Source organism: Actinomycetota bacterium (assembly GCA_030774015.1).
In the GTDB taxonomy this organism is placed as follows: domain Bacteria; phylum Actinomycetota; class UBA4738; order UBA4738; family JACQTL01; genus JALYLZ01.
This window is the reverse complement of the sequence record JALYLZ010000154.1, coordinates 1-22,628: the sequence shown is the minus strand read 5'-3', so window position 1 is coordinate 22,628 and position 22,628 is coordinate 1. Positions and strand designations below refer to the sequence as shown.

Annotated in this window: 23 protein-coding genes, 1 tRNA gene and 1 pseudogene; 9 read left to right on the top strand and 16 right to left on the bottom strand. The window is 69.1% G+C overall.

Annotated features, from left to right (window positions below; translation table 11 throughout):
- Window positions 1–68 precede the first annotated feature (68 nt).
- The 3 genes from M3Q23_15455 to M3Q23_15445 form a co-directional block, all read right to left on the bottom strand.
- Complete coding sequence (locus M3Q23_15455; GenBank protein ID MDP9343454.1) at window positions 69–299, bottom strand: hypothetical protein; 231 nt, start codon at window positions 297–299, stop codon at window positions 69–71.
- Window positions 300–366: 67 nt separating this feature from the next.
- Window positions 367–660 carry a DUF192 domain-containing protein gene (locus tag M3Q23_15450; protein ID MDP9343453.1) on the bottom strand — a complete coding sequence of 98 codons (294 nt, stop codon included), beginning with the start codon at window positions 658–660 and terminating at the stop codon, window positions 367–369.
- 473 nt (window positions 661–1,133) lie between these two features.
- Window positions 1,134–1,376 (bottom strand): zinc ribbon domain-containing protein, encoded by a 243-nt coding sequence (locus tag M3Q23_15445; GenBank protein ID MDP9343452.1) that lies wholly within the window; start codon window positions 1,374–1,376, stop codon window positions 1,134–1,136.
- A gap of 248 nt (window positions 1,377–1,624) precedes the next feature.
- On the opposite strand from M3Q23_15445, the gene lepB reads away from it, so the two are divergent.
- Window positions 1,625–2,275 carry a signal peptidase I gene (lepB, locus tag M3Q23_15440; GenBank protein MDP9343451.1) on the top strand — a complete coding sequence of 217 codons (651 nt, stop codon included), beginning with the start codon at window positions 1,625–1,627 and terminating at the stop codon, window positions 2,273–2,275.
- A 92-nt stretch (window positions 2,276–2,367) separates the two neighbouring features.
- On the opposite strand, the gene M3Q23_15435 is transcribed toward lepB, so the two are convergent.
- From M3Q23_15435 to M3Q23_15415, 5 genes are all read right to left on the bottom strand, one after another.
- Window positions 2,368–2,631 (bottom strand): hypothetical protein, encoded by a 264-nt coding sequence (locus M3Q23_15435; protein MDP9343450.1) that lies wholly within the window; start codon window positions 2,629–2,631, stop codon window positions 2,368–2,370.
- A gap of 131 nt (window positions 2,632–2,762) precedes the next feature.
- Window positions 2,763–3,068 (bottom strand): hypothetical protein, encoded by a 306-nt coding sequence (locus M3Q23_15430; protein ID MDP9343449.1) that lies wholly within the window; start codon window positions 3,066–3,068, stop codon window positions 2,763–2,765.
- A gap of 235 nt (window positions 3,069–3,303) precedes the next feature.
- Window positions 3,304–3,840: a MarR family transcriptional regulator gene (locus M3Q23_15425; GenBank protein MDP9343448.1), complete on the bottom strand. Its 537-nt coding sequence runs from the start codon at window positions 3,838–3,840 to the stop codon at window positions 3,304–3,306.
- A gap of 604 nt (window positions 3,841–4,444) precedes the next feature.
- Window positions 4,445–4,678, bottom strand: coding sequence for an Lrp/AsnC ligand binding domain-containing protein (locus M3Q23_15420; protein MDP9343447.1), 234 nt, complete (start codon window positions 4,676–4,678; stop codon window positions 4,445–4,447).
- 1,213 nt (window positions 4,679–5,891) lie between these two features.
- The gene (locus M3Q23_15415; GenBank protein ID MDP9343446.1) at window positions 5,892–6,470 is read right to left on the bottom strand and encodes an OsmC family protein; all 579 of its coding nucleotides are present in this window, start codon (window positions 6,468–6,470) and stop codon (window positions 5,892–5,894) included.
- A gap of 418 nt (window positions 6,471–6,888) precedes the next feature.
- Between M3Q23_15415 and M3Q23_15410 the strand changes: the two genes are divergently transcribed.
- Window positions 6,889–8,412, top strand: a complete 1,524-nt coding sequence (locus tag M3Q23_15410) for a glycosyltransferase (protein MDP9343445.1) — start codon at window positions 6,889–6,891, stop codon at window positions 8,410–8,412.
- 615 nt (window positions 8,413–9,027) lie between these two features.
- A pseudogene (locus tag M3Q23_15405) lies at window positions 9,028–9,315 on the top strand (ATP-binding protein).
- A gap of 57 nt (window positions 9,316–9,372) precedes the next feature.
- Here M3Q23_15405 and M3Q23_15400 read toward each other — a convergent pair.
- Genes M3Q23_15400 through M3Q23_15390 form a run of 3 tightly spaced genes read right to left on the bottom strand, consistent with a single transcriptional unit; the run spans window position 9,373 to window position 12,859 of the window.
- Window positions 9,373–10,596, bottom strand: a complete 1,224-nt coding sequence (locus tag M3Q23_15400; protein ID MDP9343444.1) for a glycosyltransferase — start codon at window positions 10,594–10,596, stop codon at window positions 9,373–9,375.
- Entirely contained in the window at window positions 10,593–11,861 is a 1,269-nt protein-coding gene (locus M3Q23_15395) for a right-handed parallel beta-helix repeat-containing protein (protein ID MDP9343443.1), read from the bottom strand. Before M3Q23_15395 ends, M3Q23_15400 begins: the two co-directional genes overlap by 4 nt.
- A gap of 29 nt (window positions 11,862–11,890) precedes the next feature.
- Window positions 11,891–12,859 (bottom strand): UDP-glucose/GDP-mannose dehydrogenase family protein, encoded by a 969-nt coding sequence (locus M3Q23_15390; GenBank protein MDP9343442.1) that lies wholly within the window; start codon window positions 12,857–12,859, stop codon window positions 11,891–11,893.
- 576 nt (window positions 12,860–13,435) lie between these two features.
- On the opposite strand from M3Q23_15390, the gene M3Q23_15385 reads away from it, so the two are divergent.
- From M3Q23_15385 to M3Q23_15365, 5 genes are all read left to right on the top strand, one after another.
- Complete coding sequence (locus tag M3Q23_15385; GenBank protein MDP9343441.1) at window positions 13,436–14,821, top strand: hypothetical protein; 1,386 nt, start codon at window positions 13,436–13,438, stop codon at window positions 14,819–14,821.
- Between the two features lie 200 nt (window positions 14,822–15,021).
- A complete protein-coding gene (locus M3Q23_15380; protein MDP9343440.1) occupies window positions 15,022–15,969 on the top strand; it encodes an NAD-dependent epimerase/dehydratase family protein in 948 nt (315 codons plus the stop codon).
- Between the two features lie 107 nt (window positions 15,970–16,076).
- Window positions 16,077–16,154, top strand: a tRNA-Arg gene (locus M3Q23_15375).
- 22 nt (window positions 16,155–16,176) lie between these two features.
- A complete protein-coding gene (locus tag M3Q23_15370) occupies window positions 16,177–16,428 on the top strand; it encodes a hypothetical protein (protein MDP9343439.1) in 252 nt (83 codons plus the stop codon).
- A gap of 1 nt (window position 16,429) precedes the next feature.
- Window positions 16,430–17,341, top strand: coding sequence for a hypothetical protein (locus M3Q23_15365; GenBank protein MDP9343438.1), 912 nt, complete (start codon window positions 16,430–16,432; stop codon window positions 17,339–17,341).
- A gap of 510 nt (window positions 17,342–17,851) precedes the next feature.
- Here M3Q23_15365 and M3Q23_15360 read toward each other — a convergent pair.
- Window positions 17,852–18,181 carry a 4a-hydroxytetrahydrobiopterin dehydratase gene (locus tag M3Q23_15360; GenBank protein MDP9343437.1) on the bottom strand — a complete coding sequence of 110 codons (330 nt, stop codon included), beginning with the start codon at window positions 18,179–18,181 and terminating at the stop codon, window positions 17,852–17,854.
- Window positions 18,182–18,378: 197 nt separating this feature from the next.
- Between M3Q23_15360 and M3Q23_15355 the strand changes: the two genes are divergently transcribed.
- Window positions 18,379–18,672, top strand: coding sequence for an antibiotic biosynthesis monooxygenase (locus M3Q23_15355; GenBank protein MDP9343436.1), 294 nt, complete (start codon window positions 18,379–18,381; stop codon window positions 18,670–18,672).
- 351 nt (window positions 18,673–19,023) lie between these two features.
- Here M3Q23_15355 and M3Q23_15350 read toward each other — a convergent pair whose 3' ends face one another.
- The 4 genes from M3Q23_15350 to M3Q23_15335 form a co-directional block, all read right to left on the bottom strand.
- Window positions 19,024–19,164 carry a hypothetical protein gene (locus tag M3Q23_15350; GenBank protein ID MDP9343435.1) on the bottom strand — a complete coding sequence of 47 codons (141 nt, stop codon included), beginning with the start codon at window positions 19,162–19,164 and terminating at the stop codon, window positions 19,024–19,026.
- A gap of 293 nt (window positions 19,165–19,457) precedes the next feature.
- The gene (locus tag M3Q23_15345) at window positions 19,458–20,987 is read right to left on the bottom strand and encodes a SagB/ThcOx family dehydrogenase (GenBank protein MDP9343434.1); all 1,530 of its coding nucleotides are present in this window, start codon (window positions 20,985–20,987) and stop codon (window positions 19,458–19,460) included.
- A gap of 1 nt (window position 20,988) precedes the next feature.
- A complete protein-coding gene (locus tag M3Q23_15340; GenBank protein ID MDP9343433.1) occupies window positions 20,989–21,381 on the bottom strand; it encodes a VOC family protein in 393 nt (130 codons plus the stop codon).
- Between the two features lie 170 nt (window positions 21,382–21,551).
- Window positions 21,552–22,331 carry a CU044_5270 family protein gene (locus M3Q23_15335; GenBank protein ID MDP9343432.1) on the bottom strand — a complete coding sequence of 260 codons (780 nt, stop codon included), beginning with the start codon at window positions 22,329–22,331 and terminating at the stop codon, window positions 21,552–21,554.
- Between the last annotated feature and the right edge of the window lie 297 nt (window positions 22,332–22,628).

The window sequence follows — 22,628 nt, the reverse complement described above, 5'->3', positions numbered from 1 at the left end:
GTGCCTCTCCCTCCGAAGCACCGCCCGCCGCTGCTCTGCGGCTCATTCGCAGGCCCGACGCCCGCGGATCACCACCTTCGTTCGGCGCTCGGATCGAAGAAGCCTCCGGCGGGGCGGGCGTGCGCGTGCCAGTGGTCGGGGATGCGCCGCCGCAGGGGATCGATCCAGAACCCGTCCGGGTACCGGGCCCGGGCGGCATCGGCCAGGCGCCCCAGCAGCTGCTCCTCCAGGTCCTGGCCGGGGAGCCCGTGGCGGCGCCACACGATCATGGGCGTGGAGCAGATCAAGCAGTCCGCCACCCAGCAGTCCTCGTCCTCGAAGAGCCAGGCGGTCAGACGCTCCGCCTGGCACAGCGGGCACTCGGGATCAGGAGCAGGTGGGGATTCGAACCCGGACCCCATCTCCGACGCTGATTCCATGAAGGAGGAAGTATCCCTGGTTCGCCTCGATCGCTCCCACGAACGGCTGCGATGATCGGTACAGCGGACAGGAGTCCTTCGGGCACGGTTCCATGTCCTGGATGTCGACGATCCGGCCGTCGGGGCCGTAGAAGGCGACCGAGAGGGGGATGAGCGTGTCTTTCATCCAGAACGGCGTGTCCACCGAGCCGGGGAACTGGAACAGCATCCCTCGGTTCTGGGGGAGGGATCCGCGACGCATCAGGCCGAGGGCCCTGGAGGCCGGGGTGCGGGCCACGTCCACCTGGAGGGTCGCCGGGGCGGCGGCCCCGGTGAAGCGGACGGTGGGTGGCGGGAGGGAGGGGCAGTGCGCCGGCGTGCATGCACCGAGCCACAGCGCCGTCGCGGCGAGGGCGACCAGGATGCCATGCGACGACCCAGGGGTGGAGACCTGGCGTTTCCCCCTACATCGCAGAGCTTCTAGCTCCGCTCCGCGGCATCGACTGCGCGATCAACGCCGTCGCGCCCATTCCGGAGAGGATGGCCCGAGCCCTCCGGAAGGCGACATCGGCCTCGTCGGCGCGCCCGAGACATGTGAGACACCGGCCCAGGCCAAGGAGGGCCTGCGCTCCCTCCACGACGTTTCCGAACGCCATCCACCAGGTAGCGGCCTCTGCATGGAGGTCGACGGCTGCGGGGAGGTCGTCACGGCCTCCGCCATGGCTGCGTCACCGCTCACGAACCCACTGCTCCAACCTCCCGCTTCAGCAGGGCGTGGTAGGGGCGGAGGGTATCCCGGACCTCCTCGGGGTCGGCCTCGTCGGACCGTGAGGTGAACCCCGCGAGGTCCACGAACAGGATCGAGACGGTCTTGCGTTCCTCTGCCGGGGCCAGCTGTGGGCCGATCGGTTGGCCGCAGGCCAGGCAGAACCGTGCCTGGTCAGGGTTCCCTTCTCCGCATCTCGGGCAAGCTCCCATCGGCCCGAGTGTAGGGTCCGAGGCTCCCGATTCCTAGGCCCGGCTGACCTGGGTGGCCGTGGGCCGCCCACTGGCCGTCATTCAAACCAGGGACGACCCACCCCACGGGCTCGTGTAAAGACTTCGCCTCGTTCCCGCGCCTTACTCGAGGTGGTCGTGTGCCCGGGGGATCGGAGGCGTTCCCGGGTACTGTCACGAGCCGAGGGTCGAGCATGGATGACGCCAGATCGAATCCGAACGCTGTCGGGATGGCCCCAACTGGCGACGAGGGCAGCGGGAAGCCCCGCAAGAAGAAGGGGCGGTTCGGCTTCCTGGGGGGAGCGCCCGCGCTCGTCGTCATCGCGCTCGTCCTGGCCCTGCTCATCAAGTCCTTTCTGGTCCAGGCCTTCTACATCCCCTCGATCTCCATGGAGCCGACACTCGAGGTGGGGGATCGGGTGCTGGTGAACAAGCTGGCGTACCGGCTCCACGGGCCGTCCTACGGGGACGTCGTCGTGTTCTCCGGGACGTGTCCCGAGTCCCACCGAAACCCCGTGGCGGCGTTTCTCCACTGGATCACGGAGGGCCTGGGCGTGTCCTCACCGCCGTGCGAGGACTTCATCAAGCGGGTGATCGGGCTCCCCGGGGACGTGGTGGAGCAGCGCGATGGGGTGATCTACGTCAACGGGCATCGCCTGATCGAGCCCTATCTGGACGAGCAACGCGACCCGCGCACGCTGCCTCCCTGGCACGTGCTCCCCGGTCACGTGTTCGTGATGGGGGACAACCGGCTGCATTCCATGGACTCGCGGTTCGGTCTGGGCCAGATCCCGATCGACCACATCGTGGGCCGGGCCTTCATCATCCTGTGGCCCCCCGGAAGCGCCGGAGGCTTGGCCGGCGGGCTTCGGATGAAGTAGCCGGGAAGGAAAGACGCCTGCCAGTCCCGGCAGCGATGCAGGCCGGTCTGGGTGGGCCAACGACCCGGGTGGCGACAAGCGATCAGGTCGCGTCATGCGATTCCCGACCACGCCAGCACCGCGACGGCGGTGAGCAGGGCGGGACCGGGGTGGCGGAGCAGGGCTCGAGGGGCTTGGGTGAAGGCACCCCCCACCGCGAGTGCGGCGAAGCCCGTGGACGCGCCGGCGGCGACCAGGCCGATTCCCCGGGCCGTATCGCCGTGGAGGACCGAGCCTGACAGGACGAGCGCGGATCCGATGGTGACAAAGGCGATCGTCGTCATGTGCCAGGTGGCGCGGATCATCGCCTTGGTCATGCCTGGACCGCCGAAGCGGCTGGATGGCAGCACGCTCGGCGACAGCCTTCGTACCACGAGGGCCTCCCCTGCCACTCCGTGGACAGCGGCACCGAGGAGTGCGAGGGATCCGGCCACGAGCAGCGGCACGTTCACTCGGCGCCCTCCGCGATCCGGGCGACCCTTCGGAGGAAGTCTCGACGCAGCCATCCGCTGAAGACCTTGATGAGCAACCAGTAGATGGCGAAGCGGTGGCGCGCTCTGTCGTCGACGCATCGCACGCGAGTCTCGGTCATCACGTCGGTCGAACCATCCTCGAGGCGTTCGATGCGAAGTGATACCGCGCCCTGTGCCCACCCCGGGCGATCGAAGGCCCGGAAGGCCTGGAGATCGAGCGGAGCCTCCATGTGCGCCTGTTCGCGGAGCGCCCAGAACTGTCCGGTCGTGCCGGCCACCATCTCGACCCCGGCCGCTCGGCGAGCACGGTGAAGCCCGACCCCGTGAGCGCGTCCCGGATCGAGCCCGACGGGATGTGCAGCCCTCGGATCCTCATGAGGAGCGAGGCTGTGCCGCCCAGCCGAACGTCGTTGACTGCCTCCGCCACCCGCTCCGGCGTTGCGGCGACACGTCGTCCGTGACGACTCCTGAAGTCGAACTCGGGGAGGACCTCGTCGAGGAAGGTCGTCGTCGTCTTCATCGTTTCCGTCCGGGAACGACGTGGATCACCTGCATCGCTTGCGGCGTGATCGGCTCGCCTCGCCCAAATGCCTCGATGCCGGCGTCCACGGCGGCGGCGAACGATCGCAGGGCCTCGAGCCGGCCCTCGATGAACCCGCGCTCCCGCTCAGCTGCGCGCGAGCCTGTCCGGCCCGCCCGGGCCGTTCGCGAGGTCTCGTCGCACGCCGCGATCACCTGGCGGATGTTCCAGCGGAACCGCCGCTCCATGATCTCCTGCATGACGCGCCAGAAGTCGGACGCGGCCTCGTAGTGATCCCTGCGAGAGTTCGGTATCGAAACGCGGCGCACGAGATGCCACTCGACCAAATTCCGGATGTTGATGGAGATGTTGCTCTTCGAGAGCTGAAGGGCCTCGGCGATGTCGTCGAGGGAGAGGGGGTGATCCTCGAGGAACAAAACGCCGAAGATGCGTCCCTGCAGTTGCGATAGCACGCCGGAGGTGGCCGAGGCAGCGCCCATTCCCTCGGTGAAGACCGCCCGGGCCTGGTCCACGGATCGCTGGTCCATCTTCCGTATATTTAGAACATTCTGAACGTTCTCGTCAAACGCTACATAGGCGAGCGGTCACGGGACCGTGACTCACCGGCCATCCTCTGCACCCGTTCGCTACACTGCGCAGGCGGCTGCCAGGGTCCCGGAAGGATTGTCTGCCGCATTGTTTGCCAGTCCGCTGGAGTGCTGGAGTGGGGCTGGCAGACAATCCCATCCTCGCAGGTCAGGCGGATCGTCCAGGTGGACGTGGGAACGGAATCCTCCGACCTGGGAACGGATCTTGGACAGCTGCGGGCCGCCCCGGCCGCCCGTGGCCAGAGATCCCCGAGGAGCCCATCGGCGTCCACTGCGCCGACCCGAGGGTGCTCGGTCAGGCAGTCGGACGCCTGGCAACGAACTCGTCACAGGTGGCCGAGGCGCGGATCACGCCTCGCACCAGCCGGCATCCTCCCAGCCCGAATGGCGGGAACATGAACTTGCAGGCGGAGCAGGCGACCTCGGGCTTCGCAGCGTCCCGATAGTTTGCCGCCTTCTTCGATAGACCCCAGATCTTCTGGACCATTTCTCCTCCTGCCAGGATCGTAGGTCGGCGCAGCGCTACTCCTCAAAGGTGGACTACTGGACAGGTGAGGGTGCGGGCGACCCCCTCCACTGCCTGGATCCTCACGACCACGATCCTGCCGAGCTCGTCAATCGAGTGGGCTTCCACTCGCACGATCACGTCGTAGGGACCCATGACAACGTCGGCCGATCTCACCCCCTTCACGCCCGCCACTTCCCCGCCCACGCCGGCGGCCCTGCCCACCTCCGCCTGGATGAGGACCCAAGCCTCTACCACGCCCACCTCCTGGTCTCATGCCCGGACGGCCGCGAGCGTTGCGCTCGGTCCCTCCCCGGGCAGTGCAGCGACTCGACCACGTGTGTTGAAAGCATCCCAGGTCCCGCTCAAATGGGGTTCTCCTCACCTTTCTGTGGGTGCTTCTGGGAGTTGCGGTAACCGCAGAGGCCAGCTGACCAGGGGAAACGCCTCCCCTCCAGGCTGGCCAGCATCGGTCGCCGCATGGCGCCGTCAAGCCGCCCTACGGCCCTGACCAGTGCCTTCGGGCCCCCTACGGGGCTGCGAGCTTGACCGCGCCGCAGCGGCTTCCCGATCCGGCAGCCAAGGAGGGGAGGCGGGAAGAGTGCGACCGCCTCCTCCTTGGCCCACCCGCCTTCGTGTGCATGTGACGTGACGTCCTCCGGAACCTGTTTGCCCAGGTCAAGAGCGGTATCTGGTTCTCCGACCACCCACACAAACCCGAGGAGTCCCTCAAATGGTGCCATGGACTGATTCCTGGGGGACGGAAGGCCCCCCCGCATGATCCCGTTCTCGCCCGTGCCTCAGATCTCCCATCTCCGAGGCGAAAGGTTCTTGCTGGCCGGGTCCCAGCGCAGTTCGCTCGGCGACAGCTCCGAGCGGCCTTAGAATTACATCAATGGCATTTGCTGGGCAGGGATGGGCCGGCCCCCCACGGGGCCATGAACCTGCAGGCGCCCTCGGCCATCGCTTCGAGGGGTGTATCGACCTCCCAAGCCCGGAGCCCGATCCATCACCCATGAAGGGACCACACGCGTGCGGAAGGCCCATACGGTGAGTGTTGCGGGCAAGGCAGCGCCCGATTGGCTGGACGACCACTGCTGGTCGTGCGGCTCCGAGGAAGTCGAATCCCGGGCCGGCGATCGAGTGCTCTGCTCGCCCTGTCGCAGCGACCTCTTCGACCCACCCCCCGCGGACAACTCGATGGGGGTGATCAACCAACTGTACTGGCAGTCGCACCCACTCGAGAGGTGCTGGCGGTGCCTGACGGGACCGGTTGACCCGGAAGACGAATTGGGCCTGTGCAGCCGGTGCCGCCGTGCGCACGCCCGATGAGGGACGCCGAGGGTTCGTCCGCGCCGGCCCGGTGAGGGGGAGCGGCCGGTGGGCCGCCCGGGAACAGGGGGCGCGGAAGGGCAGGGTCGCCTCGCCGCGAGCGGCCCGATCCCTTCCGCCCCTGAGCGCTTCCGGACGATTACTGCTCGTAGTGGAAGTTCGTCTGGAGCATCCCGGTCCTGCTGAAGATGTGGTGTACGGGCGACCGGTTGGCACCCTCCTCGATCGCCTGACGGTCCCGGTCGGAGAACTCTCCGCGCGCGGTGACGTCGACCTGGACCTTCTGGAGCGACTCCTTCCACGTGGACGGGTCCTTGGCTCCGGTGATGGGGCCCGGATCCACGTCGACGTGGGCCTTGACTTCGAGGCCCTCCAGGTTCACCCCGGCGGCTGCGGAGTTCAACGTGATCGCTTCGCTCACACAGGAGGCAAGGCCGAGGAGGGCAGCCTCGACGGGCTCGACGCGATCATCGGCCATCTGGACGCCGATGGCGTCGCCCACCTCACGCCAGGAACCGAGCTGGACCGAGAAGTCCCTGGTGGGCTTCTCCATGGTCTGGCCGCCCAGGCTCCACCGCCCGATCCTGCCCAGGTTGCCGAGGCCCCGGCCCTCCCAGATCGTCTTCGCCTCGATGCCGAGCGTGAAGCCCTCCGGCGACCGCTCGTACTCCTTGTTAAATGCTTCCAGCTGACGAACGTCGATACCCTCGACTGTCATGGGACCACCTTCCTCCATCTGGGAAACGACGGGCTCGGCGGAGGCAACCCGTGAAATCTCTTCTCCCCCCACTGACGGGTTCGCGTCCTGTACATCGAGTATGCGCAGGCAGAAACGGATCTGTCGCGATCCCCGCGGAAATAGCGCCCGCACTTCCGGGCGAAGACCACCGAGAACTTCGAGGAGACGGGTCTTCGGACGCTCTTCGTGGTGTGGGCGAATGCGAAGTTGCCGATCGTCGAGGACCTTGGAGTCCGCCATGGAGGCCTTGTCCAGAGCGATCTGATCGCCCGGATAATCGTGATCCAAGCCCTGGAGAATGCCTGCCCAGGAGCTTGGCACGGGCGGTGGGACGTTGACACCTGGCACCATGGACCGGACCGCGTATCCAAGCTGGGCGGGCTCATGGGGGGGACCGATGCGGGTGCTGCTGTGGCACGGGTGGCTGCTCGAAGGCTCAGGGTCGAATGTCTACACGGCGAGGGTGGCCGAGGTACTCGCATCCGCCGGGCACGACGTCCTGCTCCTCTGCCAGGAATCCCACCCCGAGCGCTACGGGTGGATCGAGGCGTGGGGCACGGTCGGTCCCGATGGGCCGTCTGCCCTCAACCCGAACGTCGCGTCGTCGGCCTCGGGCCGGTGCGTGCTCCTCAGGCCGGACATCGGCAGCCTCCTCCCCGTCTTCGTGATCGATGAGTACGAGGGGTTCGAGGTCAAGCGGTTCCTCGACCTGACGACGGCGGAACTCGATCTCTACCTCCGGCTGAACGTGGAAGCACTCCGGGCCGCCGCGGCCTGGCACCGGAGCGACGTCGTGGTCGCGGGGCATGCCATTCCGGGGGCTGCCGTGGCGAAGCGAGCACTGGGCCCCGGCCGATACGTGGCGAAGATCCATGGCAGCGACCTCGAGTACGCCGTCCGACCTCAGCAGCGGTATGTGGAGCTCGCCCGAGAGGGACTCCAGGCTGCTCGGGCCGTGATCGGACCCAGCTCGGACGTCCTGAGCAGGTGCGTGGAGCTCGTTCCGGGCATCGGGCACCTGGTGAGCGTCGTCCCCCCCGGGGTCGATGCCACCCGGTTCCACCCGATGCCTCGGAGGAGGGCGCTGCTCCGGGCCGCGGCTCGTCTCGAGGCCGAAGCGATCACCGACCGCGGCCGGCCCACGGCCCTGGACGGCGAGGTCGCGCGGGCTCTGGCTCGCCGAGACGCCTCGACGCTGCACGAACTGGCTCGCGGGTACGACCAGGGGGCTCCGGATCCCGCCGCTGCCGGCCGGCTCCGCGAACTCGCCGGGCGCAGTGAGCCTCTCGTCGGCTACTTCGGGAAGCTCATCCCACAGAAGGGTGTGGGGTTGGTGATCTCGGCGGCCGGTCTATCGACGCACCATCCGGCCGTGCTCATCGTGGGCTTCGGCCTGTACCGGGAGTGGCTGGCCGCGCTTGCCATGGCCGTGGCTTGCGCAGACACGGAGGCTCTGGAGTGGCTCCGGGAAGTGGGTGGGATGGCCGCCGAGCTCTTCGAGACCGACCTCGAGGCCCGGGCAAGCGCCCCTCCGGTGACGTTCACCGGCCGGCTCGACCACCGCTTCGCCCCGGGCGCGGTGGCCGCCATGGACGTGCTCGTCGTTCCCTCGATCCTGTGGGAAGCCTTCGGCATGGTGGCCGCTGAGGGTGCAGCTGCGGGCGCCCTGCCTCTCGTGGCGCGGCATTCCGGTCTCGCCGAGACGGCGGCCGTTCTCGAGGAGGCGGTCGGACGTCCGGGCCTGTTGTCCTTCCAGCCGGGCGCCGGTGCCGCACGCAGAATCGCCGTGGGCATCGACCGTCTCCTCGCGCTCCCAGCGGAGGAGCGCGAAGAGATCCGCCAGGAGTTGAGCCGGTTCGCGCATCATGAGTGGTCCTGGCGCCGGCTCGCCGGACGCCTTCTGGAGGCGGCACTCGCTTGACGACCCCGCCAGGCCTCATGAGTCGCCCCGGGTTCCTTGGAGGTTTCTACGCCTTCTTCAGGCTCCCCTGAGGAGTACGGGGGGAGGGAATCTCGATCCGGCTGTTCCAGAACGAGGAGGACGACCGTCGCGGCATGAACCCCACGGAGATCCTCCGGGCGATCCCCGATCGTTCGGAAGAGTTCGCAAGGCTCAACCCATTGTGTCTGGACGAATGTGCCCTGGAGGAACCGTGGGCGAAGCATGCTCCGATGCCGTCGCCGCGGCGGAACCGGGCGTCTGGCGGTCCGCTAGACTCCTCGGACGGCGGCTGATGGCCGTTTCGGCGATGTCCGCCGGAAAGTCCGCTAGCCCCACTGGAGCTGGAGTCGCTGGAGTGGGGCTGGCAGACAATCCCGTTGACGCAGGTCAGCGGCCTGCTCGAACCCGTGTCCGGAACGGATTGCGCCGATCTGGGAACGGATCGGTGGACTGTTCGGCAAGTCACGGCTCCTGGCAATGTCAGTATGGTGCTCCCGATCGGCGGTCTCAGCAGCGGTTTCGTAAACCGCAGGTCGTCGGTTCGAGTCCGACCTCCGGCTCCACCTCTTCTGTTTGGTTCCGCGTGACGCGTGACCGCTTGACGCCGTGGGGACCCAGCTGCTGTTCCGGTTCGTGGCCTCCGCCTACGAGCGCCGGAGCCTGGGCGTGGGAAGCCACTGGCCGTTCGAGGAGTGGGGACGGTTCCTGCCCGAGCACACCATGGCCGTGTCGATGCTCGATCGCCTCCTGCACCACGCCTCCGCTCCTACTACAGCAAGCACCAAGACCAACCGGCTGGACTCCCGCCTCCTCGCTCGGTTGCCCCTGGAGCACCCGGAGAGCCTGCATGAGGAGCATGGCCTCGGACGGGGCCACCGGTGATTGTCAACGCCGGTTGAAACGCCGATGGCAGGAGCGCGGTGCGCGCCACCTGCGCCATCAGGAAACCTCGGTGAGTGGCTCCAGCGTCCGGCTCGACTGTCCCTCCGCGACCTCGGTGTCCGCCCGACGCGTGATCCACCCTTGCACGTTCATAGTGACCAAGGCGTAGAGCTTCACCGGGATCATCACCAGGATGAAGATCACGGTGATCAAGGGGAGGTACCACAGCGTGGAGGGCTCCGAAACCAGATGGCCGACGCCCTTGATGGCCCGCCCCAGCAGGAGCCACGACCAGGCCAGCAGCGCCAGCCCCCATTCGTGGGCCAGGAGCGAGGCGATCAGGAAGTAGGTGGCCAGGGCCAGGGTGAACGGCCCGATGAGGTTCTGCAGCACGCTGACCGACGTGATGGCCGGCTGGCGCCACAGCCACCCTCGGAGCACCGCCCGGAAGTAGCAGCGGTAGGAGTTGCGGCTCCACCGGATCCGCTGCTTCACGAAACCACGGAAAGTGTTGGGGAAGACCGTCCACGCCCGGGCGTTCCCCTGGTAAGCCGTCTTCCAACCGGCTCGCAGAACCAGCCAGGTCAGGCGGCCGTCGTCCCCGCTCAGGCACCGCTTGCCGAGAAAGGTCTCGAACTCGAGATCTTCGAGCATCGGCAGGATCACGCTTCGCCGGTACGCCGCGGTGCGCCCGGAGATGCACGGGACGGCGCCAACGCGGGCCATGGCCGGAAGGTAATGTAGGAATCGGACGTCGAGCATCCAGTCCGCCAACCGGCGCCACAGCGAGGTCCCTGCCTGGTACACGTTCTGCCGGCACCCCACCCCGCCCACGGCCGGGTCTCCGAACCCCGCCACCACCCTGGCCAGGAATCCCTCCTCCCACATCGTGTCGGAGTCGGTCAGGACCACGATGTCAAACCGAGCCTCCCGCACCCCGACGCACAGGGCGTGCCGCTTGCCCGGCGGCACCACGACCAGCACCTGGATCCGGGGGTCCCGCCTCGCCCACTCCTCCGCGCGGGGCAGCAAGTCACGCTCGGTGTGGTCGACGACGAGCAGGATCTCCCCCGGGTGGTTGGCCTGCCAACTGGAAAGGCACCTGAAAAGGATGTCGGGGTCCTCGCGATAGACCGGCACCACCAGCGAGGTGCTCTCCACGTGGCCCGTGGGCGCAGGCCGATACCTCGAACCGAGGACCTGCCGGAGGATCCACGCCACCCACACCAACCCTCCAAGGGCCGACAGCGGAAGCCACCCAGGGACGGCCGAAGCGATCACGATGACCGCCGCTCGCTGCGCGCGGGGACCGGGCGAACGACGTTGCCCGGTGCATCCACCCGGATCCGGACGTTCTCGACATTGCCAAGGATGCGGTTGCCGACGAACAGGCTTCCGGTCGGGCCCGCGTACACGAACAACCCGACCAACGCACCCGACAGGGAGTTGCCCCACGCCATGGTGGCACGGGTCACCCCGGTCAGGCGGAGGGCGAACCGCTTGGCTCCCTCCACCACGTTGCGCGTGAGGCGGGTCCCCGAGGAATCCTGGAGCACGATGCCGTCGAAGGTACCGGAGACCCGGTTCCCCTTCAGCACGTTGCCGTTTGAGTGGTCGTACACGACGATCCCGTGCAACCTCGCCCCACGAACCACGTTGTCCTCGACCACGCTGTCATGCACGCCCTGAGCCAGGATGATCCCGTGCACCCCGCTGTCGAGCACCGCGTTGCCGCGGATCACCAGGTGGCTGGCGGACGAGTGGGGATCGATCCCGTAGACCACGCTGTGCGCGAACCTTGAGTCCACGACCCGCACGCCTCGCGAGGCGCTCATGTACACGCCGAAGTAGTTCCCGACGACAGTCGATCCGAAGATGCCAGAACCGGGCCCCGAACGGCGGAACGAGATGCCGTAGGTAAGGTTCCCCAGGTAGCCGAGGTCGACGATCTGGTCGTGGATCAGCCGCATCCTGCCGCCCACGGTTGCCGCGAGGAACCCCCGCCCACCCGAAGCCGTGGGGAGGGGACGTCCGTGGTTGCCGACGCCAATTACCCGGACATCCCGCAGCACCACCAGGCCCCGGTGACGGGCCACCAAGAAGGCACCCCGGGCGAGCTGCAGCGTGGCCGGCCCGGCCACGCGGAGCGAAGCGCCGTCGACTATTCCCGCCGGGCCCGTGAGCCGCCACCGGTGCGGCCCGATCCGCACCAATGTGCCCTTCGCCAGGGCCGCGGACAGCGCCGCGAACGACGCCACCGACGTCCCCGAGGAAATGGTGGCCCGGGGCGGCGGGACGGGGTCCGGGCCCAGCGCTTTCCCCCGTTCGGGGACGACCGGGTCAGGGGGATAGGTATGGGAGAAGCGCGGCCCCGTCGGGTTCGAGGAGGGGGCGGGCGCCGCCGGTCGGCTCGCCCTCGCCGCGTCGGCGTGCTGTGGCCCCGACCGGTCATGGAGGGTCAGCGCCACGGCCACCCCGAGCGCCGCGAGGAACGCCACCGGCGCCAGGCGGCGAGCCCACCGCCTGCCGGGGGGGAGCGGGAGCATGGGACTGGCGGCTGCGTGGCCGGTAGAGGTCAGCGAGTGAGCTCCATCGCGGGCACCGCCAGGCGGCGAGGGTCCTGTGGTGAGTCAATTTCCTCGAGGGACGTGGCGGCGGCCACGCGGTCATTCGTCTCGTTCACCGCGAGCAGGATTGGGGCCAACTCGGACAGCCCCCGCTCCTCGAGCAGGCCGAGGAAACCGAGCATGTCTTTCGGAAGGCACGCCCCGCCGTAGGGAGCGCCGCTTCGGGTCCCGTACGCTGGGTTCCACATCCCCTCGGCTCCGAGCGCCACGGCGCCCGCTGCCGCGGTGGGGTCGGCCCCCAGCGTGGTGAGGATCTCCGCCATCTCGTTGAAGAAGCTGATCTTGGCGGCATTGAACAGGTTGGCCATGTACTTGGTGGCCTCCGCGGTGCGGAGGTCCGTGGCCACCACGGGGACGTCGGTCCACGGCGCGTACACGCGGCGGAGTGCGTCCTCCGACCGGGCGTCGATTGAGCCGATCACGATGACGCGGGGTCGCCGGAAGTCCGTCTCCGCCGACCGGGCCCGAAGGAACTCGGGGTTCATGCACACCCCGAAGTCCCGCCCAGCGGTTCGTCCGGACCGGCGCTCCAGTACCGGGATGACTACGTCTTCGGTGGTCCCAGGCGGGACGGTGCTCCGGACCACCACGACGGGGTGGCCCTCATGCTGGCTCAGCGCGCATCCCACCGCGGCGGCCGCCTCACGGACGTGGGTGAGGTCGACGCGGCCGTCCACGGTGGGGGAGGGCACGGAGAGCAGGTACGCGTCGACGTTTGGCTCCTCGAGCGGCAGCTCGCCGCATTCCATGGCCATGAAGCCCCGGGAACGCAGCATCATGAGGCGCTCGGGGTCGAGGTCGCAGAAGATCACCCGGTGGCCGACGCCCTGCAGGCCGAAGCCGGTGGCGGTCCCGACCACGCCGGAACCGATGATCGCCACGGTCATCGACCTGCGCTGGCGACCGAACCGGTGCACTCCACACCCCTCCTCATTGGTCGGCGGCATCCCCCCTCCGGTCCCACGGTCGGCGGTCGGGGGGCCAAGCTGCATGGGGATGTATCGGCTGGAAGCACCGGTAGACATAAGCCTTTCCAACGAACTCCTTGGCCCGGTTTTGGTGACAACTCCCGGACTCTCGGCGACCCGGAGCCCAAACCCTGTACCGATTCAGGTTGCGAGCGTTGGCCCTTGCCCTGGAGCCCGTGCTTCGGACGACCACACGACTGGGCGGCTCGAGTGCTCCGCGATCGTCCACGCGAGCAGGTCAGCGCCCTCGGACGGGTGACTAGGGTCCCAAATAATGGTTCCTTGGTCTCCTCCCTCTGGCTGGTCCCTGTTCGGGTCAAGCCGGCATCTCATTTGGCCGAAGTTGGGGACATGAGAGGCAATTCGACGCGAAGGGAACGGCGCCGAGCTTCTCCGCGGCCGGCCCTAGATGGGGGGCTTTCTCGAATCGACCGGCCGAGTCCCTTTCGGTCCAGCGCACCGGGGGCCCGTCACCGGGACCGGGGGGGTCGAACCACCGTTATCCGTGCTCTGGCGGCTGCTGCAATGGGAGCAGTGCTGCTGGCGGGCGAACCTGTGGCAGCGGCGAAGCCGGCGCGAGGCGGGATCCTCTCGGCTCCGGTGATTGCAACCGCGGCGGCGGACGGCCACCCTACACATCCGGTCTGGTACCACGACTCGGTGGCTGCCGTCTCGAACGGGGTCGGGTATGTCGCTTGGAACACCAACCACGCGGCGGTGGAGGCCCGGGCGTGGGACCCCGCCTCCGGCGCGTCGCTCGGCAGCGTGGTCCAGGTGTCCGCGGCAGTGCTCGACTGCGGGTGCACCGACTCCACCGGGACGAACCCGAACAGGCACGACGTCCCCACGCTGTTCGCAGACTCGGCCGGCCGTATCTACGCGATGTACGGAGGGGGCACGGCGGCGAAGACCGGCAACCGCACGGGTCCCTACTTTCGCGCGGCCACAGCGCCCGGATCCATCGACTCATGGGGTGCCGAGCAGCGGCTCACCGTGCCGGGAGCCGCCTACGATCTCGAAGCAGTCACCGACAATGTGGGCGTCACCCACCTGATCGGGCAGCAGGGTGACAACTCGAGCGGGGCCGGGTCTCTTGTCTACTTTCGATTTGCGCCCGGCACCGCGGCGTCGCCTGGGTCCTTCCTGGGGACGTACCGGGTCCTGGTCAAGGGTGGGAAGCAGCCCGTGTGCACGTGGCAATCCGCTAAGACCTGCAACGTATTCGTGATCGGTCGGATCGGGTTGGGGCCGCCCGACCCTTCGCACCCCGAGGCCCCGGCGCCCCTCTACCTGGCGTGGGGTTGGTCGGAGAAGAACCTATCGAACACGTGCGGGGACCCCGCGGGCTTCTGCAATCGTGGCCTCTACGTAGCCCGCAGCCTGGACGGCGGGGCCACGTGGTCGCCGATCGGGGGCGGTCCCGGCAAGAAGACGATCCAGTACAACGATCCATCGTACGAGCTCGTCTCCCAGAGCTTGGACGTTGGTCTGTTCAAGGCGATCACGGTGACCGGCTCCTACCCCGGCACTCCCTGGGTGGCCTACCAGCCGGATGCAGACATCGGCTTGGGCACGGTCGTGGTGATGTACTGGTCGGGCACCACCTGGTTGAAACAGACACTGGACGCCAGCCGGCCGTGGAATAACCACCTGGTCATGCACGGGACCTCCGACGGACTGGTCACATTGTGGTCGGACATCGCCCAGAGTGGCAATTCCTCGACGCTCCTCAAGCAGTGGTCCGCCCCCGCGTCCTCACCGTCGTGGACCGCGTCCACAATCAGCGTGGGTCCGAATTGGTTCCTGACCGGCGTTCCGACGGCGGTCGGCGAGGTCTTGGTGTGGAGCGCACCGAACTCAGAGGACCCAACGAGCACCCTCGTCCAACTGACGGTGGTCTCGGGCCGCTAGCCACACCTATCCCCAGGAGTGCACGTGCGGGACCTCCGCACCGGCCGGAAAGGCTCAGTCTTCACCCGGCGTCGACAGCGGCTCGGTGTGCCCTTCTTCGCGCGCTGAGGCTCGGGGTCTGCTCCGACAAGTGCCCGCGCCTTCGTGAGCCCCGCGACGTATGGTGGGTCGCCATCCGGTCAGCCCGAGGGGGAGACCCAATGGGAACCGAGAACGACCTCCACGTGGTGCTGGGGGCGAGCGGTGGGACCGGGAGCGCGATCGTCCGGGAGCTCGCCGACCGCGGTCACCGGGTCCGAGCCGTGAGCCGCAGGGGGCGCGCTGGCCTCCCGGCCGGCGTCGAGGAGGTCGCGGCCGACATCATGGACCCGGAGCAGGCCCGGCGGGCCTGCGAGGGCGCCGGGGTCGTGTACCACGCCGCGCAGCCCGCCTACACGAGGTGGGTTCAGGAGTTCCCCGCGATGAACAGCTCCGTGGCCAAGGGCGCGACCGCCGCCGGCGCGAAGCTGGTCGTCGCCGACAACCTCTACATGTACGCGCCGTCGACCGAGCCGCTCACGGAGGACTCCCCCCTGACGGTCACGGGGAAGAAGGGGCCGCTCCGGGCGCGCATGGCCGAGGAGCTGCTTGCGGCGCACCGTGCCGGGACGCTGCGCGTGGCCATCGGGCGGTCCTCCGACTACTATGGCCCGAACGGCTCGAACAGCGTGCTCGGCGAGCGTCTGTTCGGCGCCGCGCTGAAGGGCAAGAGGGCGCTGTGGCTCGGGTCCCTCGACGTCCCGCGCTCGATGAGCTACCTCGAGGACATGGCGCGTGCGTTGGTGATCCTGGGCGAGCGCCCGGAGGCCGACGGGCAGGTGTGGCACCTCCCCACCGCCGACCCCATCACCGGCCGGCAGTTCCTCGAGCTCGTGTTCGCAGAGGTCGGCTCTTCCCCCAAGGTCGCCCGCCTTTCCCCCGGGATGGCGCGCCTTGGGGGTGTGTTCGTGCCGATGATTCGCGAGCTCGGCGAACTCATGTATCAGTGGACCGCGCCCTTCGTGTTAGATGCCTCCAAGTTCAAGCGATCCTTCGGACCGTTCCAGCCCACACCGCATCCGGAGGCCGTGAAGCGCACGGTCACCTGGTTCCGCGAGCACGTAGGGTAGGCTCCTGCCCGTCGGTGAACACTTGCCTCAGGTGGTGGCGCGACGGCGACGCCACGACCCCGGAGTCGAGGCACACGGTGATGGCGACCGCGTTCTCGGGGATCAAAGCCGCAGCGTGTGGCCCGAATCGATACCGCAACGGTTTCCTAAACCGTGTGTCGCAGGTTCGATTCCTGCCGGGGGCACCGATGTGATGGCTCGTGATGTGTGAAGGTTCCACTGGTGGTGTTCGCGCCCGACGTGGCGGCACCCGAGCCGCCCGACCTGCTCGACCTGCTCGGCGCCCTCGACGCGCTGCCGTTCAAGCAGCGAGCGGCCGTGATCCTGCACGACGAGGAGGGGTTCCCCGCGGCCGAGGTGGGGCGGCTGCTCGGAATCTCCGCAGCGACCGTGCGGGTCCACCTGCACCGCGGGCGGAAGCGCCTCCGCGAGTTGTTGGGATCCCAGGAGGTTGATTGACATGCCCGAGCGCTGGCAGCGCGAGCTCTCGAAGCTCCGGCACGCCCCGGAGATGCCCGAGGCGATCTGGGACAGAGTGGTCGCCGGAGAGCGCCGGGCGGCGCCCGCGCCGGCCCGCTCGCGCGCGCTTACCGCAGCCGTCGCGCTCGGCGCGTTCGCCGCCACCGCGGTCCTGCTGGTCTGGGCCTTCGGGCCGGGGCGGAACCGCGCCGGGCCGGCATCGGGCTCCCCCGTCCTCGACGTGCCGCCGGTCGGCCAGACGGCGCCCGAGCTCCTCTCGGACGGCCACCCGGTCTTCGTCGTTCACCGCGAGGACGGGGCGATCGGCGTCGTCGACGCCGTCTCGACCCACGTCCCCTTCGGGATCCGCAAGCTGGTCGGGTGGTGTCCATCCAGCCGCACGTTCGACGATCCCTTCCACGGCTCGAAGTGGAACGAGCTGGGGGACTACCTCCTCGGCCCGGCGCCGACGGGGCTCATCACCTACGAGAGCACACCGATCCCCGGCGACCCACGGCGGGTCCGGGTTGGCGAGCCGATCCCGACCCAGCCTCGGGGCGACGACCACGGCGTGACCCCCCAGGGCTCGTTCTGCGAGACCACCGCGGAGATGGTCCTCCCGAAGCTCCCATCTCAGGTCGCGGACTCACCGGCGAGCGTCGTGGCGGCGGCGCCCGACGGATGGGTCGCAGTGAAGGCCGTCCTGCTCATGGTCGCGGGCGAGGGGTCGCGGCTGTGCGCCGACGTCGGCACCGACGGCTCCTGCACCGAGGCGGCCGCGGTTGCGGGCGTCGACGCCGAGGGGTTACTCGCGAGCGCGGGCGAGACCTCGGTCACCCTGGGCGGCACGTGGATCGCCCGCGTCGAGTCGGGCGCCCTGGTCGACCTCACCCGCGTTCCCGAGGCACACTGAGCCCTTCGAGGAGGTCACAGCCGGCCCGTTCCCGGTAGGCAGCACGGGCCAGGCCCTCCACGAGCGTCGCAGGTCTGGTCCGTGCCCCTGATTGGCCAACTCCGGAGTCCGGAGTAGCTCAGTCGGCAGAGCAGCGGTTTCGTAAACCGCAGGTCGTCGGTTCGAGTCCGACCTCCGGCTCCAAAGGAACTACCTGCGCGTTCCCCGTTCCCTTCGCGGCGGCCAGGACCTGAAGGTTGAGCAGGACGGGGAGGGCGAACCGAGGCTCTCGATCCGCCGGGCGTGGCCTCCGAGCGGATCATCTCGGTGGTCGATCCCGAGGCCGCCACGGCCACCGATCCAGGCAGGATCGCTACGCCGGCTACAGAGTGCACGTGTCGGTGGACCTCGACTCCGACCTCATCACCGCGGCGGAAGCCACGCCTGCCGGAAGACGCCGGCGGTCGGGTCAACGAAAAGCGAAGCCGACTCGGGACCGCTGAGCCGACCGGTCAGCCCGTCTCGGCCTGCTCAGAGCACCCGATCGGACTTGGCGGCGAAGACGAAGTCGCTCTCGGTCAGGCCATCGATCTTGTGAGTCCAGACGGTCAGCCGGACCCTCCCCCAGGCCAGATAGATGTCGGGGTGGTGGCTTTGCTCCTCAGCGAGGTCCCCAACCCGATTGGTGAAGTCGAGCGCCTCGCGGAAGTTCTTGAAGCGGAACTCCTTCTCGAGGTGGTGCTCTTCCACCACACGCCAGTCGTTGCCCAGTCGGGCCAACAGGTCGTCGAGCTCATGTCCTCGGAGGGGCGGCGTTCCACCCTTGCACGGAACGCACCGAAGCATGGCCAAGTCACTCATTCGGCTCCATCGTCCGCCGTGCTCGGGACTGGGGTCAAGGCGGCGGCGCCGGGGCCCCGGGTGACCGAAGTCGATCCCCCTACTTGCCCGATGCCGCCCTCTTCATCTTCTCGGATTGCCGCTTCTCCTTGGGTGCAGCGATAATCGCGACGGAACCAGGAGCGAGCGGTGGCCGGTGCCATCTGAAGGAGGGACACATGGTGAAGGTGGGCATTCTGGCCCGCATGGAAGCGAAGCCGGGCAAGGAAGACGAGATCGCGGCGTTCCTCGAGGGTGCGTTGCCCCTGGTGCAGGAGGAGCCGGGCACGGTCACGTGGTACGCCATCCGCATCGGCCCCTCGGAGTTCGGCATCTTCGACACGTTCGAGGAGGACGCCGGCCGGCAGGCCCACCTCTCGGGCAAAGTCGCCGAGGCCCTCATGGCGAGGGCGTCCGAGCTCTTCGTGCGCCCGCCGGACATCCAGCCGGTCGACGTCCTAGCGTCGAAGTGACCCGCAGGCCGCCATCAAGACTGTGGAGGCGTTCGCGAGGGCTTGGGAGACGGCCTGGGCGCAGCCGGGAGCGTGTTCGAAGGCGCTCCTCGTTGCAGGCAGGGAGCAATGGGCCATGGACAAGGGGCCACCGTCGAGCCTCCTTCGAAGCGCGAGGGCTGGAGGGCTTCAGCCCGGGTCCACCTGGCGATCTCCGAGCCCCACCGGACGATCTCGGGCAAAACCGAGGCGGGAGGGGTAGCGGGTCGCCTCCGATCACGCGGCCTGATCAGAGGACGTTGAGGCCGCCCAAGAAGATCCCGATCACGATGAGCACGACTCCCAGGAGCAGACTGCGGCGGAAGAGGGCCACTACTCCGTGGGACTCCCAGTGACTGCGAGGGGCTGCCATGAGATGCCCAGAACCCCGTCCTGCACCAGGGTGACGGGGTCGCTCCCGTCGAGGTTCATGACCACCAGCCCCCCCGGCCCGCCGAATCGTACGGGCGCCACCAGCGGCGAGGACCGCCAGGGCCGCGTGGCCAGCGTCTTCCTCTCGGGCGCGGCCGGCCATCTCCTCGGCCAGCCCCAGCAGGCCCCCCGGCTCGATCCCCATCTCCATCGTCCCTCCACTGTTGTCACAGCATTCTCGCAAGAGGGACCGATCCAGTTTCGGTCATCGCCCCCATTGGCTGATCTGCCCACTTCGGAGCCAGCCGCTTTGAACATCCTCGCGGCGGCCCGCGGTTGGGTTGCAGGATGTGAGGACGCGATACCAAAGAGGCGAACGCCACTCCGGACGTGGGTCAGGCCCGGCGGAGGCGGGGACTGTCGCCCACGGCGACCACCAGCATGCAGCTCTTGCCCCCAGCGTCGGGCGAGAGGAACCGGGTCACCTCGTCGTCATAGAAGGTGAGGCCGGTGGCGCCGAAGCGGTACGCGTATGAACCGAGGTAGATCCTCCCCGCGACGATGCCGGCCTCGAGCTGCGCCGCCCGGTAGCCGCGGGCGCCGAGGGCCCCGAAGGCGCGCGGGAGGTCGGCCATGAGAAAGTGGGTGGCCGCGGCCCGGGCCCCGAGTTCCTGCCCGAGGCAGAGGAAGCCGGCCTCCCGGCGGAAGTTCCCGGGCTTCAGGAGCTGGAGTTCGCCGTCCCGGAACACGTAGGCACCGGGCTCGAGGCCCTCCACGGCGTTGGCGATCAGGTAGGGCTCGATGAGGTGGGCGCCGAGGGGGGCGTAATCGAAGGCGATCCCCGTCGTGGCGCGCTCGAGGATCGTGGAGAGGGTCTCGGCGGGGATCGACCCCTGGCCGAACACCCGGGCGGACCCGCGCCGCCGGATGACCTCCTCGAGCGAATCGGTCGGCGCATTGGCCGGCGGGAGACCCCCGGGCCCCGTGGCCGGCTCGGTCGGCCCGGCGGGGAACCCCTCTCGCCACCGACGGGCCTCGTCCCCGGTGTCGAGGCGGCCGGCATCGTTCGCCTCGAGGATCCCCTGATGGACGTGCTCGGTCCCGGACAGGGGCGCGACCTCGAACGAGACCTGCTCCGGTGGGGCGCCGGCCGAAGGACCCTCGGGCGCGCCGAGTCCCACCGGGACGAGGCAGAGCGGGAACTCGCGAGGGTCTTCGAGGCCGAGCAGCGCGGTGACCTCGGCGTCGGCGAACCCCAGCACGACCCGGGCCGGGAGCCGGGCGGAGGCGGCCAGGGCCAGGACGTTCGCCAGGATCATGCCGGCGTCCCAGTAGAGGTGCCGGTACCCCCGCTCGGTGTACTTCCACGCGGTCCGCCAGGGGATGCCGGTGAGGGTGAGCACGACGGGGGCCCGGGCCACGGCGGGCTCGGAAGCGGCCGCCCGGAGGAGGTGGGCCCGGTGGTCGCCGCCCCGGAGGCGGGTGAGGGCCCGACCCGCCGGGTCGAAGTGGTACACGCCCGCCGGGAGGCCCGGGAGGTCGACGCAGGCCACGTAGACCTCGACCGGGTACAGGGCCCCGGCCGACGCGTAGTTGCGGAAGTGGATGACCTCCCCGTCGGGAAAGGCCACGGTGTGGTGCACGCCCGCCCCGCACAGGAGGAGCCGGGCGAGGGAGTCGAGGTCCGGCCCCGGCGCCGGGTCTTGGACGGTGGCGACGCCGATCGCCCGGAGCGCCGGGACCCCGAGGGAGGGGACCTCGTCGGGGAGGGGAACCCGCTCCAGGTCGGCGTACACCTTGAAGGGGTGCGGCTTGTTGTCCCAGTCGAGTCGGTGCAAGCGCCGCCGGACGCTCTCGGGGGAGTGCTCGGTGGCCTCGTGGTAGAAGAGGATCGCGGAGACCCGGTCGGGATGCGGGTCGGCCACGTCAGCCCCCTCGAGGCCGCACGCGCGGGATCTCCTGGGCCAGCTCGACGACGAACCCGTTGGGGTCGAGGACATGGAGGGTCCGGTGCCCCCATCGTCGGTCGACGGGCCCGGACAGGATCTCGACGCCCGCGCGGCGGAGCCTCTCGGCCTCGGCGTCCACCCCCTCGACCAGGAACAGGACCTCGCCGGCCGGCCCTCCCTCGGTCGCCTGGCGCCCGATCAGGCCGGGCAGCCGCGAGCGCTCGTACAGCCCGAACTTGGTGCCTCCGGTGGCGAACTCGGCATAGCCGGAGTCCTGGAACTTGAACGTCAACCCGATCACATCCCGGTAGAACGCGATCGAGGCGGCGAGATCCTTCACGTACAGGATGGTGTAGCCGACGGTCTCCACGGGAGCATCAAAGCACGGCGAGGTTTCCCGGTCTCCGCCGACGCGAGGCCTCGCCCGCGAGCCCGGCGCTCCCCTCTCCCGACGAGGTGCTGCTGCTCTCCCCGCACGGCCCAAAGAGGCCTGAACCGCCTTTCGTGGATTCCGAGCCAGTGCCCCTGTGACATCTCCCGTCAGGGCCTCTCCTGGGTCGAGTTCACCACTCCTGAGGCCAGATAGACCGCTGAGTCCACGAGCCCCGGCCTCCCGGCGTAAGCCACCGCCGTGCCGGGAGCCTCGCCCGCGACATCGATCCCGACGGCGTCCGGATCCACCAGCCAGCTGTTCGTCGCGAGGAGCTGGGCCGTGTTCGGATCGAAGATCAGCTCGTCCCGGATCCCGCCGTGCGTGTACGCGACGCCCAGCCCCGGACGCCCTGCCGCATCCGTCACCCTGCCGACGTACACCACGCCGGGGAGGTTCGCCGCCACGTCGTACAGGGCGGCCCTGAGGGCGGGGGGGGCGTAGGTCTCCTGGAGCATCTCCCCGATGATGGCGAAGGTCTCCCAGTCGCCACCCGGTCCTCCCACGATCTTCCGCTCCTCGAGGACCGCCTTCAGGCTGTCGGGGTCGGTGGGGAGCCCGGAGAGGTCGAGGACATACAGCCCGCCCGGCGGCTCCGTGGTGTCGCCATCCCGTGCCCCGGTCATGCCGACGAGGTCGGGCGATCCGGCGGCCACCCACGCGGCCCGGTCTTCGGGGGAGGGGAAGGTCATCTCGGTGTCGGTCGTGACGGTCCGTCCCGACCCGTCCGTTCCGATCCAGCTCTCCTCGGTCGATCGGCCCGTCACCTCGAAGTTGGCCAGGCCGTGGCCCGGGGCGGACACGGTGGGAGGCCAGGAGGCGCTGGACGAGGCGATCGAGCGGCTCCGGGCCGCCCACTGGGACCAGTACGTCCTGGAGCCCGACCTCATCCTGGCCGAGGCGGAACAGGTGGCGGCCGCCCAGGCCCGCTGAGGCACTGGGGCAGGCAAGCCGGAGGACGCCGAAGCGCCCCGCCGGCAGGAAGATCCGGTCGAGGCGCTCCGACGGCCCCAGTCGGCGGGCCGTTCCACTGGACGATCAGGAAACGAGCTCCACGGTGACGCTGAACGTCCCCGGCTTCGTCACGTGCACCTCGGCCTGCCCGCGGGCGCCCTCGTAGGCCCCGGTTCCGCCGGTGATGGCCACCGTGAAGTCCGTGGCGTTGATGCGCCTCATGTCCTGGAAGG

Excerpts from the sequence above, each read along its gene's own strand:
- M3Q23_15450 (MDP9343453.1), bottom strand. The coding sequence starts at position 660 with ATGCGTCGCGGATCCCTCCCCCAGAACCGAGGGATGCTGTTCCAGTTC.
- M3Q23_15445 (MDP9343452.1), bottom strand. The coding sequence starts at position 1,376 with ATGGGAGCTTGCCCGAGATGCGGAGAAGGGAACCCTGACCAGGCACGG.
- lepB (MDP9343451.1), top strand. The coding sequence starts at position 1,625 with ATGGCCCCAACTGGCGACGAGGGCAGCGGGAAGCCCCGCAAGAAGAAG.
- M3Q23_15435 (MDP9343450.1), bottom strand. The coding sequence starts at position 2,631 with ATGACCAAGGCGATGATCCGCGCCACCTGGCACATGACGACGATCGCC.
- M3Q23_15430 (MDP9343449.1), bottom strand. The coding sequence starts at position 3,068 with ATGGTGGCCGGCACGACCGGACAGTTCTGGGCGCTCCGCGAACAGGCG.
- M3Q23_15415 (MDP9343446.1), bottom strand. The coding sequence starts at position 6,470 with ATGACAGTCGAGGGTATCGACGTTCGTCAGCTGGAAGCATTTAACAAG.
- M3Q23_15410 (MDP9343445.1), top strand. The coding sequence starts at position 6,889 with ATGCGGGTGCTGCTGTGGCACGGGTGGCTGCTCGAAGGCTCAGGGTCG.
- M3Q23_15395 (MDP9343443.1), bottom strand. The coding sequence starts at position 11,861 with ATGCTCCCGCTCCCCCCCGGCAGGCGGTGGGCTCGCCGCCTGGCGCCG.
- M3Q23_15385 (MDP9343441.1), top strand. The coding sequence starts at position 13,436 with ATGGGAGCAGTGCTGCTGGCGGGCGAACCTGTGGCAGCGGCGAAGCCG.
- M3Q23_15380 (MDP9343440.1), top strand. The coding sequence starts at position 15,022 with ATGGGAACCGAGAACGACCTCCACGTGGTGCTGGGGGCGAGCGGTGGG.
- M3Q23_15365 (MDP9343438.1), top strand. The coding sequence starts at position 16,430 with ATGCCCGAGCGCTGGCAGCGCGAGCTCTCGAAGCTCCGGCACGCCCCG.
- M3Q23_15360 (MDP9343437.1), bottom strand. The coding sequence starts at position 18,181 with ATGAGTGACTTGGCCATGCTTCGGTGCGTTCCGTGCAAGGGTGGAACG.
- M3Q23_15355 (MDP9343436.1), top strand. The coding sequence starts at position 18,379 with ATGGTGAAGGTGGGCATTCTGGCCCGCATGGAAGCGAAGCCGGGCAAG.
- M3Q23_15335 (MDP9343432.1), bottom strand. The coding sequence starts at position 22,331 with ATGAGGTCGGGCTCCAGGACGTACTGGTCCCAGTGGGCGGCCCGGAGC.